The organism is Bacillus sp. 105MF, from assembly GCF_000374885.1.
GTDB lineage: Bacteria > Bacillota > Bacilli > Bacillales > Bacillaceae_G > Bacillus_A > Bacillus_A pseudomycoides.
This window is the reverse complement of sequence record NZ_KB895567.1, coordinates 235188-249769: the sequence shown is the minus strand read 5'-3', so window position 1 is coordinate 249769 and position 14582 is coordinate 235188. Positions and strand designations below refer to the sequence as shown.

13 protein-coding genes are annotated in these 14582 nt (G+C 36.2%); 7 read left to right on the top strand and 6 right to left on the bottom strand.

Annotated features, from left to right (window positions below; translation table 11 throughout):
- The first annotated feature begins 288 nt into the window (after window positions 1-288).
- Both C564_RS0106535 and C564_RS0106530 read left to right on the top strand, forming a co-directional pair.
- Window positions 289-1155 (top strand): cytochrome d ubiquinol oxidase subunit II, encoded by an 867-nt coding sequence (locus C564_RS0106535; protein WP_016116081.1) that lies wholly within the window; start codon window positions 289-291, stop codon window positions 1153-1155.
- 87 nt (window positions 1156-1242) lie between these two features.
- On the top strand, window positions 1243-1908 hold the full coding sequence (locus C564_RS0106530) for a potassium channel family protein (protein ID WP_003199938.1): 666 nt from the start codon (window positions 1243-1245) through the stop codon (window positions 1906-1908).
- A 53-nt stretch (window positions 1909-1961) separates the two neighbouring features.
- Here C564_RS0106530 and rnjA read toward each other — a convergent pair whose 3' ends face one another.
- Both rnjA and C564_RS0106520 read right to left on the bottom strand, forming a co-directional pair.
- Window positions 1962-3629 (bottom strand): ribonuclease J1, encoded by a 1668-nt coding sequence (rnjA, locus tag C564_RS0106525; protein ID WP_003199940.1) that lies wholly within the window; start codon window positions 3627-3629, stop codon window positions 1962-1964.
- A 3-nt stretch (window positions 3630-3632) separates the two neighbouring features.
- On the bottom strand, window positions 3633-3845 hold the full coding sequence (locus C564_RS0106520; RefSeq protein WP_003199941.1) for a DNA-dependent RNA polymerase subunit epsilon: 213 nt from the start codon (window positions 3843-3845) through the stop codon (window positions 3633-3635).
- Window positions 3846-4439: 594 nt separating this feature from the next.
- Between C564_RS0106520 and C564_RS0106515 the strand changes: the two genes are divergently transcribed.
- The gene (locus C564_RS0106515; protein ID WP_018764788.1) at window positions 4440-5213 is read left to right on the top strand and encodes a Cof-type HAD-IIB family hydrolase; all 774 of its coding nucleotides are present in this window, start codon (window positions 4440-4442) and stop codon (window positions 5211-5213) included.
- 67 nt (window positions 5214-5280) lie between these two features.
- Here C564_RS0106515 and def read toward each other — a convergent pair whose 3' ends face one another.
- Together def and C564_RS0106505 are read right to left on the bottom strand one after the other, a co-directional pair.
- Window positions 5281-5835, bottom strand: a complete 555-nt coding sequence (def, locus tag C564_RS0106510) for a peptide deformylase (protein ID WP_003199945.1) — start codon at window positions 5833-5835, stop codon at window positions 5281-5283.
- 192 nt (window positions 5836-6027) lie between these two features.
- The gene (locus tag C564_RS0106505; RefSeq protein ID WP_018764787.1) at window positions 6028-6177 is read right to left on the bottom strand and encodes a YjcZ family sporulation protein; all 150 of its coding nucleotides are present in this window, start codon (window positions 6175-6177) and stop codon (window positions 6028-6030) included.
- Between the two features lie 513 nt (window positions 6178-6690).
- Between C564_RS0106505 and pdhA the strand changes: the two genes are divergently transcribed.
- From pdhA to lpdA, 4 genes are all read left to right on the top strand, one after another.
- Window positions 6691-7806, top strand: coding sequence for a pyruvate dehydrogenase E1 component subunit alpha (pdhA, locus tag C564_RS0106500; protein WP_000536894.1), 1116 nt, complete (start codon window positions 6691-6693; stop codon window positions 7804-7806).
- Between the two features lie 3 nt (window positions 7807-7809).
- Window positions 7810-8787: a pyruvate dehydrogenase complex E1 component subunit beta gene (gene pdhB / locus C564_RS0106495; protein WP_003199951.1), complete on the top strand. Its 978-nt coding sequence runs from the start codon at window positions 7810-7812 to the stop codon at window positions 8785-8787.
- 92 nt (window positions 8788-8879) lie between these two features.
- The gene (gene pdhC / locus C564_RS0106490; protein WP_018764786.1) at window positions 8880-10160 is read left to right on the top strand and encodes a pyruvate dehydrogenase complex dihydrolipoyllysine-residue acetyltransferase; all 1281 of its coding nucleotides are present in this window, start codon (window positions 8880-8882) and stop codon (window positions 10158-10160) included.
- A gap of 5 nt (window positions 10161-10165) precedes the next feature.
- Window positions 10166-11578 (top strand): dihydrolipoyl dehydrogenase, encoded by a 1413-nt coding sequence (gene lpdA / locus C564_RS0106485; protein ID WP_003208305.1) that lies wholly within the window; start codon window positions 10166-10168, stop codon window positions 11576-11578.
- Between the two features lie 347 nt (window positions 11579-11925).
- On the opposite strand, the gene C564_RS0106480 is transcribed toward lpdA, so the two are convergent.
- Together C564_RS0106480 and C564_RS0106475 are read right to left on the bottom strand one after the other, a co-directional pair.
- Window positions 11926-13143, bottom strand: coding sequence for a DHHW family protein (locus tag C564_RS0106480; RefSeq protein WP_018764785.1), 1218 nt, complete (start codon window positions 13141-13143; stop codon window positions 11926-11928).
- Between the two features lie 13 nt (window positions 13144-13156).
- Window positions 13157-14551, bottom strand: a complete 1395-nt coding sequence (locus C564_RS0106475; protein ID WP_018764784.1) for an MBOAT family O-acyltransferase — start codon at window positions 14549-14551, stop codon at window positions 13157-13159.
- Between the last annotated feature and the right edge of the window lie 31 nt (window positions 14552-14582).

Here is a 14582-nt window from a genome sequence, read left to right as displayed (position 1 = left end):
AAAGCCTCCTTTTCATTAGGAGGTTTTTGTTTTATTACGCTATTCATGGGTGGTAAGAGCTCCACCTCAACATGCAGCGAAAGTAAAGAAGGTAGGTGGGGGGGGAAACCTCCATTGATTAAAATTTCACTTTATAAATAGTAGGATAAATGAGAAATGGGACGTGTACATACTAATTTAGAAATAAAAATCTTACTGAAGGAAATGGAACTGTATGTTTTAGTTTACTTTTTATGCGATAAATGTGTAAAATCAATGTGATATATAGAAAAAAGGGTGGGGAATCAGGTGCAGATTGGCAGTGCAATCTTGTGTTTCTTTTTATACGCATATGTTATTATTGCAGCAGTTTATTTCGGGATAAGTTTTTACGCATATCGCTTAACGAATAAACGAGGATATGAAGAAACATATAAATGGGTGAAAGGTTATTTATCACCAGTATTAGAGATTATGAATGGATTCGTTCTTTTTTTATTTATTGGTCTAATTGCCTTTTCGACAAGTCTAGTTGGAAATAAGACAACATTATTTGTAATTGGTGTCACTATTTTTATGCTTTTAGGAATTCGAATAGGAAATGCTGTGTTTTGGAATGAAAGGAAAATTGACGGATGGACAGGTATGCTGATTCCAAGTATGTTAGCAGCTATTGTTACGAATATAGAACATGAATATAATCAGTTACATTTTTGGTTAATCATCGTATTAACAATTCTTTCTGTCCTGTATATAAGTACAGCATTTTTAACGTATTGCGCAAATGAAAAAGGTGATTTTAATGGGATTCGATTTTTTCGGAGTCGAGCGTTATTTTGGAGTGTTCCCACGATGTTAGTCATTGGAATCATTGCACTTGTTGTAAATGGATATAACTTTGCAGGATGGCAAGTGTTTTTAGAGACCTGGTGGATATTTATTATTTCATTTTGTGCATTTTTAGGAGCAACTCATTATTTATTTCATCAACAGCATTATAAATGGGCGCTCTTATTTGCTTTTACACAGCTCTTATTTGCCTTTTTTGGTCAAGAAACATTATTATTTGTGTTTCAAACGTTTAGTTCGTTTGGAAATATTTTTGTTTTTGGTATGCTCATTTGTATTATTGCATTTTATTTGCAGCAGTATTTCTATATACAAAAGCAAAAATAAGTATACGTTGATTACTAGTCTTTGTGGCGAATATAAAGTATGCTACAATAAAAGTAGACAGGACTTGATGTTATTGGAGGAATTCATGTGAGTGAGAAAGAGAAAGAATTTGCTGTCATCGGACTTGGACGTTTTGGAGGCAGTATTTGTCGTGAATTAGCTCAATTAGGTATGGAAGTAATGGCAATTGATTCTGATGAAGACAAGATAAATGAATTTGCAAATATTGCTTCGCATGCAGTGATTGCAGATTCAACAGATGAAATGGTCTTAAAGAGCCTTGGAATTCGCAATTTCGATCATGTAGTTGTTGCGATTGGTGACAATTTAAATGCGAGTATTTTAACGACTCTTATTTTAAAAGAATTAGGCGTAAAAAATATTACTGTTAAGGCTCAAAATGATTATCATGAAAAAGTGTTAACTAAAATAGGGGCAGATCATATTGTCCATCCTGAACGCGATATGGGAAAACGAATTGCGAATAATATTGCTTCAAGTAACGTATTAGATTACTTAGAGCTTTCAGATGAGCATAGTATTGTAGAAATTATCGCAAATAAAAAAATTGATGGCCACTCTTTAATTGAACTAGATATTCGTGCGAAGTTTGGATTAAACATTGTGGCAATTAAGCGAGGGAAGGAAGTTATTGTTTCTCCTCGAGCTACAGAAAATATTCAATCAGGAGATATTTTAATTGTAATTGGTCATGATGATGAAGTGAATCGCTTTAAGCACTTCTTACGATAGGATATAATGTGAAATAAAAAAGGACAATGCTCGCAGCAAGCATTGTCCTTTTTTTATATTTCCATAATGATTGGTAAAATCATTGGACGGCGTTTTGTTTTTTCATACAAGAATGGTGCTAATGTATCTGTAATCTCATTTTTAATTTCAGACCATTGTGTTGTCTTTCGCTCCATTACTTTTTCTAAATGAGTAGTAATTAAAGTTTGTGCATCGTTGATTAAATCGCTACTCTCACGCATATAAACGAATCCACGAGAGATAATATCAGGTCCTGCTGCAACTTTAAATTCTTTCATATCAATGCTGACAACTACGATAACAAGTCCTTCTTCAGAAAGAATACGACGGTCGCGTAATACAATGTTACCAATATCACCAATGCCGTTTCCATCAATATAAACAGAGCCGGATGGGATTTTTCCAGCAACGTTTGCTTCATCTGAACGTAAGGCAAGAACATCACCATTGTCCATAATGAAGCAATTTTCTTCTGGAATACCACAATCGTTTGCTAATTTCATATGCATACGTTGCATGCGAAATTCACCATGAATTGGCATAAAGTATTTAGGTTTAATGAGACGTAGCATTAACTTCTGTTCTTCTTGTCCACCATGTCCACTTGTGTGAATGTTTGAAAGTTTACCATGAATAACATCAGCACCAGCACGGTATAACATATTAATTGTACGGCTTACGCTAACGGTATTCCCTGGAATTGGTGAAGAAGAGAAAACAACTGTATCACCAGGGATAATTTGAATTTGACGATGTGTACCGTTAGCAATACGAGAGAGTGCTGCCATTGGTTCCCCTTGACTACCTGTGCATAAAATAACAACTTTATTAGCTGGTAGGCGATTTAGTTGAGACGCTTCTATAAATGTATCTTTTGGACAACGAATATAACCAAGATTATGACCAATCTCAATTGCTGCTTCCATGCTTCGGCCAAATACAGCTACTTTACGATTGTTTTCAACAGCAGCTTCTACAACTTGTTGTAAACGATGAATATTGGACGCGAAGGTTGCAAAGATAATACGTCCTTCCACTTTGCGGAAAATATCTTGAATGCTATCACCGACGCGGCGTTCAGACATTGTAAAGTTAGGTACTTCACTATTGGTACTATCAGATAAGAGACAAAGGACACCGTCTTTACCGATTTCTGCCATCTTCGTTAAATCTGCTGGTTCCCCTACTGGTGTGAAATCAAATTTAAAGTCTCCCGTATGAACAATTTGCCCTTGCGGTGTTTTCACAACAACTCCATATGAATCTGGAATACTGTGCGTCGTACGGAAGAAGGAAACAGATGTCTTTTTGAATTTAATAACATCGTCTTCTTGAATTTCGTAAAGTTTTGCTTTACGAAGTAATCCGTGCTCTTCTAACTTGTTTTTAATTAAGGCGATTGCCAATTTCCCACCATAAATTGGGATGTTCACTTGGCGTAATAAATAAGGGATTCCACCGATATGATCTTCGTGACCATGTGTGATAAATAACCCTTTAATTTTATCTTCGTTTCGTACAAAATAAGTGTAATCAGGAATCACGTAATCGATTCCGAGAAGTTCGTCTTCTGGAAATTTAATTCCAGCATCAATTATAATAATTTCATCTTGAAATTGGACAGCATATGTATTTTTGCCGATTTCACCGAGTCCACCAAGAGCAAAAACGGCCGCCTGATCATTTTTTAGGAATTTCATAAATTATACGATCTCCGTTAATGTTAAATCAGCATTTTGCTTTTCGTATTCAAGATGAGCGCCAGTAACAGATTGGACAAACTCAATATTATATGCGAACTTTTGTAATTTTGTACGAACGTCTCTTTCAGATTCCGCTTCTAAATATAAAACTTTTGTATTTTCACGTACTGGAACCTCAGTCATTTTTTCTTGATAGAATACTTTAAAAATCATTGGGAAAACCTCTCCTTGTCTATGTTTTGCATTATCTGTTACCTATTATAAAGCAAATAGTCATGATTTTCATGTTTTTTCGAATGAGAATGAAGAAAAAGCCCGAAATGGGCACGATTTAAGCCATGGTCTTTTTACGGACTAAATCGTTTAAATATCGTTTTAACTTTTTCTTCAGCTTCTTCAGCATGATTACTCCTTCCTTTCCTTATTTCAAACATGCATACTTATTTTTTGTTTAGTCAGTAGTAACTCTTCATCTCTACATACTAGGAAATCATAGAAGAGAAATGAGGGAAGTGCTGTCCGGATATTCAAGGGTTTTATTGGCTCGTGCAGATGTAATCTTATGTTACGTTTTTGGCTCTCACAGGCAGTATGCCCCCCAGTTATGAATATAGTATGAGATAGATTAGAAAAGAAAATTCATTCAAACAAACATCAATGTTCTTTTGATAGTATATGCATATTGTGCGAATAAGGTTAGGAAGTGAACGCTTTCTTCACAGATGTTTAATATGTTATACTTTTTTTTAGGATTTGAAAAGAAATAGTCAAGGTAGGAACATAGAAGGGCTAGAAAGGGTTTTGAAAATGAATGATAAAATCGTCTTTTTTGATATTGATGGAACATTACTAGATCATGATAAAAAAATTCCGCAATCTACAAGAGAAGCCGTGCGTATGTTGCAAGAAAAAGGAGTACATGTGGCAATTGCGACAGGGCGTGCGCCTTTCATGTTTGAAGATATTCGTAATGAACTTAATATTCATAATTATGTTAGTTTTAATGGCCAATATGTTGTATTTGAAGATGAGGTTATATTTAAAAATCCGCTACATTCTAATACGTTACATACATTTACAAGATTTGCAAAGCAAGAGGGATACCCGCTTGTTTATTTAGATCATAAGGATATGAAGGCAACAGTAGAATATCATGATTATGTAAAAGAAAGTTTCGGAAGTTTGGAGTTTGAACATCCAGTATATGAACCAGGTTTTTATGAAAATCGTGATATTTATCAAACGCTTCTTTTTTGCCAAGCAGGTGAAGAAGAAAAGTTTCTTCATGATTATCCAGATTTTCACTTTATTCGTTGGCATGCATATTCGATGGACATTATCCCAAATGGTGGTTCAAAAGCAAAGGGAATTGAAAAGTTTATTGAGAAATTAGGATTTAAACGTGAACAGGTCTATGCTTTTGGAGATGGGTTAAATGATTTAGAGATGATTGAAGCGGTAGGAACAGGTATTGTGATGGGGAATGGTCATGAGGATTTGAAAAAACTTGCTAATTATGTGACGAAAGATGTTAGTGAAGATGGGATTCTTCACGGCTTACAGTGGGCTCATTTATTGTAACAAAAGAGTGTGGGAACCATTTCATTATAAAAAAAGCAGGAGCTAAAGCTTCTGCTTTTTTGTTATTTTATCTTTCGAATGGTTTTGCATCATCAGGGGATGCAAAAGGGTTTTCTTGATTAATGTGGTCATAGAACATTACGCCGTTTAAATGATCAATTTCATGTTGAAATACAATCGCTGGCAACCCTTTTAAACGTAATTTTACTTCTTCACCATCGATAGTAGTCGCTTTAACTGTGATTCGTGTGTAACGCGGAACGTAGCCGGGAACTTCACGATCTACAGATAGGCACCCTTCGCCGCCCGATAAGTATGTACGTTCAACGGAGTGACTAATAATTTTTGGATTGAATAAAGCATAGCTGTATAATGTCTCATTTGTATCAGTAACATGAACAGCAATCATTCTTTTTGAAATGCCAATTTGTGGTGCAGCAATCCCGATTCCTGGACGTAAATTATATTTTTCAACCATTTCAGGGTGTTGACTGTTTATTACAAGTTCGATCATTTCTTTAAGAGTACGTATATCTTCTTCACTTGCTGGCAGAGGTACTTCTTCTGCTACTGCTCGTAGAATGGGATTTCCTTCACGAATTACATCATTCATTGTAAGCATTCACAATCTCTCCTTTCTCCTTTAGTCTACCAAAGGAGCTGAAAAAAGTCATGATAAAGTACATAGCCTCTATATATAATTGGAGCGAATTAAGAGTATGCCGGGTGCGGCACTTTCTTCATCAGAGTTCGTTTAGTAAAAAGAAAAGACGGCATAGCCGCCTGTTTCTTTCTATAGTTGTTTTGTTTTACATTAACGAATGCAAGCAGCACCAACGATAATTAAAAGGATAAACAATACAACGATTAAGGCAAAGCCGCGTCCGGATCCTCCTCCGCAAGAACCTCCATAGCCATAGGAAGGATATGAACAAGTTGGATAGCAATATGTGTATCCGTACATGAGATGACCTCCTTTATCATTTCCCGCTAACACTGCGGTTAGTATAATGTATGGGAGAGTGATAAGGAGTGTATAGACATTCGCCTAGAAAAGGAAGAAGCGATTGCATATTTTTGTTGTAAAGAGAGAAAAACTAAGAAGAATTAATCGTTTACATATTATTCTACGATGAAAAGATGGTTAAAAAGGGAATAATATAACAGTAGGTTATTGCTTACTAATACAGATGTGAAAATGAAAACACTTATGTACAGTGGAAACCTCAATGTTATTCATAAAAAAAAACGTAACCAAAGTAATTGACATCGTGATTAGAATAGTTGTAAACTAAAAAACGTGATCAAGATTGTATTAATATGTTTCTGAAAAAACATTAGTACAGATTGTTAGGTACACAAAATTATTCTCAACCGGCGAGGTTTCCTGTCGGTTTACATGGTTGCGTTTTCTTTCTAGCTAGTTGCTAGTGAAAGCGTTTCAGAATATGGTTCAAGAGAGGAAGAGGTGAACGGAATGGGTACTAAAACAAAAAAGACCCTATTTAATGTTGATGAGCAAATGAAAGCTATCGCAGCTCAATTTGAAACATTACAAATTTTAAATGAAAAAGGCGAAGTTGTGAATGAAGCAGCAATGCCTGAATTAACTGATGATCAATTAAAAGAATTAATGCGCCGTATGGTGTATACTCGCGTACTAGATCAACGTTCTATTTCTTTAAACCGTCAAGGACGTTTAGGTTTCTACGCACCAACAGCTGGACAAGAAGCTTCTCAATTAGCAAGTCATTTCGCACTTGAAGCAGAAGACTTCATCTTACCAGGATATCGTGACGTTCCACAATTAGTATGGCATGGTTTACCATTATACCAAGCATTCTTATTCTCTCGTGGACACTTCATGGGTAACCAAATGCCTGAAAATGTAAATGCACTTGCTCCACAAATCATCATCGGTGCGCAAATTATCCAAACTGCTGGTGTTGCGTTAGGTATGAAATTACGTGGTAAAAAATCTGTTGCAATTACTTACACAGGTGACGGCGGTGCTTCTCAAGGTGACTTCTACGAAGGTATGAACTTTGCAGGTGCATTCAAAGCTCCAGCAATCTTCGTTGTTCAAAACAACCGTTATGCAATTTCTACTCCAGTAGAAAAACAATCTGCAGCAAAAACTGTAGCGCAAAAAGCAGTAGCAGCAGGTATTTACGGAATTCAAGTAGACGGTATGGACCCATTAGCTGTATACGCAGCAACTGCTTTTGCTCGTGAGCGCGCAGTAAATGGCGAAGGTCCTACTTTAATCGAGACTTTAACATTCCGTTATGGTCCACATACAATGGCTGGTGATGACCCAACTCGTTACCGTACAAAAGATATCGAAAACGAATGGGAACAAAAAGATCCAATCGTACGCTTCCGTGCATTCTTAGAAAACAAAGGCCTATGGTCTCAAGAAGTAGAAGAAAAGGTAATCGAAGAAGCTAAAGAAGATATCAAACAAGCAATTGCTAAGGCTGACCAAGCTCCAAAACAAAAAGTAACTGATTTAATGGAAATCATGTACGAAAAAATGCCTTACAACTTAGCTGAACAATATGAAATTTACAAAGAAAAGGAGTCGAAGTAAGCCATGGCTCAAATGACAATGATTCAAGCGATCACTGATGCTTTACGCGTTGAAATGAAAAATGATCCTAACGTACTTGTGTTTGGTGAAGACGTTGGTGTAAACGGCGGTGTATTCCGTGCTACTGAAGGTTTACAAGCTGAATTCGGTGAAGACCGTGTAATGGATACTCCACTTGCAGAGTCCGGTATTGGTGGACTTGCAGTTGGACTTGCACTTGAAGGATTCCGTCCAGTTCCAGAAATCCAATTCTTCGGTTTCGTTTATGAAGTAATGGATTCAATTTCTGGTCAATTAGCTCGTATGCGTTACCGTTCTGGTGGACGTTGGACTGCTCCAGTAACAGTTCGTTCTCCATTCGGTGGTGGCGTTCATACTCCAGAACTACACGCTGATAGCTTAGAAGGATTAGTGGCTCAACAACCTGGTCTAAAAGTTGTTATTCCATCTACTCCATACGATGCAAAAGGTCTTTTAATCTCTGCGATTCGTGACAACGATCCAGTTATCTACTTAGAGCATATGAAATTGTACCGTTCATTCCGTCAAGAAGTACCAGAAGGCGAATACACAATTGACTTAGGTAAAGCTGATGTGAAACGCGAAGGTACAGATGTATCTGTTATCGCATATGGTGCGATGGTACACGCTGCATTAAAAGCTGCTGAAGAACTTGAAAAAGAAGGTATCTCTTTAGAGGTTGTTGACTTACGTACAGTTCAACCATTAGATATCGAAACAATCATTGCTTCTGTTGAAAAAACAGGCCGCGTAGTTGTTGTTCAAGAAGCTCAAAAACAAGCAGGTATTGCAGCAAACGTTGTAGCGGAAATTAACGACCGTGCAATCTTAAACTTAGAAGCTCCAGTTGTACGTGTTGCAGCTGCTGATACAGTATTCCCATTCTCTCAAGCTGAGAGCGTATGGTTACCAAACCATAAAGATATTGTTGAAGCTGTTAACAAAGTAATGAACTTCTAATTTTAGTTTTTCATGTGCAAAAGAAATCAGCACATGCTGATTTCTTTTGTGCTTATTCCATAATAATGATATGAATCAGGGGGCTGAATTCCGTGGCATTTGAATTTAAACTACCAGATATCGGTGAAGGTATCCACGAAGGTGAAATCGTAAAATGGTTTATTAAACCAGGCGATGAAGTAAACGAAGACGACGTACTTCTTGAAGTACAAAATGATAAAGCAGTTGTAGAGATCCCTTCTCCAGTTAAAGGTAAAGTACTTGAAGTACTTGTAGAAGAAGGTACAGTTGCAGTAGTAGGAGATACTTTAATTAAGTTTGATGCTCCTGGATACGAAAACCTTAAATTTAAAGGTGACGACCATGACGATGCTCCAAAAGCAGAGGAAGCAAAAGCAGAAGCTCCGGCAGCAGAAGCTACTCCAGCAGCAGCTGAAGAAGTAAACGAGCGCGTAATTGCTATGCCATCTGTACGTAAGTACGCTCGTGAAAAAGGTGTAGACATTCATAAAGTAGCTGGCTCTGGTAAAAATGGCCGCGTTGTAAAAGCTGACATCGATGCATTTGCAAATGGTGGACAAGCAGTAGTAGCAACTGAAGCTCCAGCAGTAGAAGCTCCAGCAGCAGCAAAAGAAGAAGCACCAAAAGCACAACCAATTCCAGCTGGTGAATACCCAGAAACTCGTGAGAAAATGAGCGGTATCCGTAAAGCGATTGCAAAAGCAATGGTTAACTCTAAACACACAGCTCCTCACGTAACATTAATGGACGAAGTAGATGTAACAGAACTTGTTGCTCATCGTAAAAAGTTCAAAGCTGTTGCAGCTGACAAAGGTATTAAATTAACTTACCTTCCATACGTTGTAAAAGCTTTAACATCTGCATTACGTGAATACCCAATGTTGAACACTTCTTTAGATGATGCATCTTCAGAAATCGTTCATAAACATTACTTCAACATCGGTATCGCAGCTGATACAGACAAAGGTCTATTGGTACCAGTTGTTAAAGATACAGATCGTAAATCTATCTTCACAATCTCTAACGAGATCAATGAGCTTGCTGGTAAAGCACGTGACGGTCGTCTAGCTCCAGCAGAAATGAAAGGTGCTTCTTGCACAATCACAAACATTGGTTCTGCAGGTGGACAATGGTTCACTCCAGTTATTAATCACCCGGAAGTAGCAATCCTTGGTATTGGCCGTATCGCTGAGAAACCAGTTGTGAAAAACGGTGAAATCGTTGCAGCTCCAGTATTAGCATTATCTCTAAGCTTTGACCATCGTTTAATTGACGGCGCAACTGCTCAAAAAGCATTAAACCAAATTAAACGTTTATTGAACGACCCACAATTATTAGTAATGGAGGCGTAATAACAATGGTAGTAGGAGATTTCCCAATTGAATTAGATACAGTCGTTGTTGGTGCAGGTCCTGGTGGATATGTTGCAGCAATTCGTGCAGCACAATTAGGTCAAAAGGTAGCAATTATTGAAAAAGCTAACCTTGGTGGCGTATGCTTAAACGTTGGATGTATTCCTTCTAAAGCATTAATCAATGCAGGTCATCGTTATGAGAATGCAAAACATTCTGATGACATGGGTATCATTGCTGAGAACGTAACAGTTGACTTCACAAAAGTTCAAGAATGGAAAAACGGCGTAGTTAAGAAATTAACTGGCGGTGTTGAAGGCCTTCTTAAAGGTAACAAAGTTGAAATCATTCGCGGTGAAGCTTACTTCGTAGATGCTAACACATTACGTGTAATGACTGAAGATGCAGCTCAAACTTATACGTTTAAAAATGCTGTTCTTGCAACTGGTTCTACACCAATCGAAATTCCTGGATTCAAATACTCTAAACGTGTTATCAACTCTACAGGTGCTTTAAGCTTACCTGAAATTCCTAAAAAGCTTGTTGTAATCGGCGGCGGTTACATCGGTATGGAATTAGGAACTGCATATGCTAACTTCGGTACTGAAGTTACTGTAGTAGAAGCTGGCGATGAAATTTTAGCTGGTTTCGAAAAAGCAATGAGCACAGTTGTTAAACGTGCTCTTCAGAAAAAAGGTAACGTAAACATCCATACAAAAGCTATGGCTAAAGGCGTTGAAGAAACTGAAAACGGCGTAAAAGTTAGCTTCGAAGTTAAAGGCGAAGTACAAACTGTAGAAGCAGATTATGTATTAGTAACTGTAGGTCGTCGTCCAAACACTCAAGAAATCGGTCTTGAGCAAGTTGGAGTTAAAATGACTGACCGCGGTATCATCGAAATCGATGAGCAATGCCGTACAAACGTACCAAACATCTATGCAATCGGTGATATCGTTCCTGGACCACCATTAGCTCACAAAGCTTCTTACGAAGGTAAAGTAGCTGTGGAAGCAATTAGTGGACATGCATCAGCTATCGATTACATCGGAATTCCTGCAGTATGCTTCACTGATCCAGAATTAGCATCTGTTGGTTACACTAAGAAACAAGCTCAAGAAGCTGGAATGGAAGTAGCGGTTTCTAAATTCCCATTCGCTGCAAACGGCCGTGCATTATCATTAAACAGCACAGACGGTTTCGTACAACTTGTAACTCGTAAAGAAGATGGTCTTCTTGTAGGTGCGCAAGTTGCAGGTGCAGGCGCTTCTGATATTATCTCTGAGATTGGTTTAGCTATCGAAGCTGGAATGACAGCAGAAGATATCGCTCAAACAATCCATGCTCACCCAACATTAGGTGAAATCACAATGGAAGCAGCGGAAGTTGCTCTTGGAATGCCAATTCACATTGTAAAATAATATGAAGTAGATAAAAAACCACTTTCTAGATATTAGAAGGTGGTTTTTTATTTTTTATGTTAGGTAAGCTATTTTAATCTCCATGCTGGAAGGAAATAAAGTTATTAGGATGAGATAGAGGATTGAATTGGGGGAAAGAATAATATTATTAATAGAAGTTACATTTTATCTTCCCATTCGTAGATAGTAGTGTAGTAACCCACATCTAATGAAAGCAAAGAAGCTGTCAAGATAAGTGATCTATAAAATCTAAGTTCTCGAGGACTGAATAAAATTTCAGTGTATTATAGAAAAAATAAAAACAACAAATAAGAGGTGATTCTTCGTCACCTCTTATTTGTTGTTTTTTATTGTTCGTTTTTAAATTGGTACATTTCTGGGCTTATACTAGAGTCATTATACAGGAATAGTATGACATCAGGATTTAATTCTTTTAGATCTTTTATTATATTTTTACTAGCTGCAAATCGTGGATCGATAAATGTTATTTGTTCAAAATGCTGAGCAAATAAGGGATATGTTGCATCAGCATAAGAATCTTTGATAACTACAGCATGTAATTTGTTTTTTGCTTTTGAATTTAGAATATTAATTTGTGCATAGTCTGTTTGATAGACCGCTGCATAATTTGGTGCAGGTTGTTTTTTATCCTTTGCAAAGAATTCTTTCATTGGTACTTTAGTTGCTTGCTCAGATATAGGCCCAATATATACGGTGTAATCATCCCAAGCATTTGGATTTTGCTTTAATTGTACATAAGGGATTTGTTCAGGAGTTTTTATTAAATTATACAGTTGTTTATTCCAACTTCCAATAAAATCTCCATTAGGTTTTTCAGTAATGAATTTATAATTATCTCGATTAACTTTATCATCTTTATATATCTTTGAGTGATCAGATATATAATTCATTGCATATTCATATCCATAAAACGCACCTTTCATATTCCAATGATGGTCTGTTTTAAAGTATAAACTTTCTAGCTGTTCACGGCTAAACTCTTTTTGGAAGAATGGCAGAACATCGATAACAGGAAAGTTTATATTATTTAATGCTTGTACAAGGTAATCGCGATGTTTTTGGTCATATCCACGATCTACGTATGGTGGATATCTATATGAAAATGTCGTTAGTTTACTTGGTGCTAACATAAAATAAAACTCAGTTTTTGGAAACTGATTTCTTAAATTATCTAATTCATTTACAGATTGCTTCATTTGTTCACGTTCGTCAGTTTTTGTTGGTTCAGATAAAATAAAACCATCGTTTGCAACATATTTTTGATTTATAAATGTTCGGTTGAAGTGCATTTGTAAATTTGTATATGTTTTAATAAAGAAATCTCGAACTGCAATATGATCTGTAAAGTGTAACTCGGTATCTTTGAAGTATTTTCCTGATTTTAAACCATCTTTAGTTAAGACAGGATCAATAGCTAGATCCCTATTTTCAAAATTAGAAAAGGTTTTTTTATCCAAGTAAATAATTTTTCCAGTCCATATACACATTCCGAAAATAATAATTAAAAATCCTGTAATTAATATACGGTTGTTTAAATTTTTCATAGCTACCCCTCCTTTAAAAGCGGAAGTAAATAAATGGATTATACGTTGCATTTGTTAAATACATCATAACGATTATTAGCACACTTAAATAATAAAGTGGAGATAAAATTACTATCCTTTTTGTTGAAAGCATAGTTTTCAGCCAAGAAAAAATTGGAGCTGAAGTAACAATTGCCAGGAGAAAAATTCCCCAATAGTTCATGACATAGAAGTAACTCTTAATGTCTGTTAATGGTCCATTTATTCCAAACATTGTTTGGAGAAATTCAAAACAGTAAGCAAAATTATCAGCTCGGAAGAAAACCCATCCAATGATTACTAAAAACATAACGTATACATGTTGGGCCGGGCGCCACATATTTTGTAACACTTTCTCAAAACCGACTTTTTCTAAAGCAATGAGACATCCGTAATAAATTCCCCAAATCATAAAGGTCCAACTAGCTCCATGCCAAAAACCTGTTAGTGCCCATACGATAAAAAGATTACGATAGACTTTCCAGCTGGATACTCGGTTTCCTCCAAGTGGAATATAGACATAATCGCGGAACCACGAACCAAGTGAAATGTGCCAACGACGCCAAAATTCAGAAATCGATTTTGAAATATATGGATAATTGAAATTCTCTAGAAAATCAAATCCAAACATTTTTCCTAATCCAATTGCCATATCACTATACCCAGAAAAATCAAAATAGATTTGTAGTGTATAAGCGATAGCACCAATCCAAGCGGTAGAAACACTCATGGTTGCTGGATCCATGGCGAAAATTTCATCGGCAATAGCGCCTAATTGATTAGCGATTAACACTTTTTTTCCTAATCCGATGATAAAACGTCGAACTCCTTCAGAGAATTTATCGGCATCAACTGTTCGGGTATGTAGTTGATGAGAAATTGTATTATAACGAACGATTGGCCCAGCAACTAATTGAGGGAAAACAGTAAAGTACAATGCGAGATCAAAAATATTACGCTGAGCATCTACTTTCTTCTTATATATATCAATGATATAACTCATAGCGTGGAAAGTAAAAAAGGAAATACCAATCGGCAATGGAATCTTTTCTAATACAATGTTTGTATGAAACATTGTATTTATATTATCGATTAAGAAATTAGCATATTTAAAATAACCTAAAATAGCTGTGTTTATAATAATAGCTAAAGTTAAGAGCATTTTTCTACTAAGTATAGTTGCTCTTTCTTTGGCAAGCCAAATACCAAACCAATAGTTTATAAAAATAGAAAAGAGCATGAGAAATACATATATTGGTTCTCCCCACGCATAAAATAATAAGCTAAATAATAGAAGAACAATATTTTGCAATTCTTTGCGAACAGTGTAATATACAAATAACACTGCAGGTAAAAACAAACATAAGAATAAGAGGTTACTAAATACCATTTATGTTAAGTCCTTTCTGTAAGTTTATAGG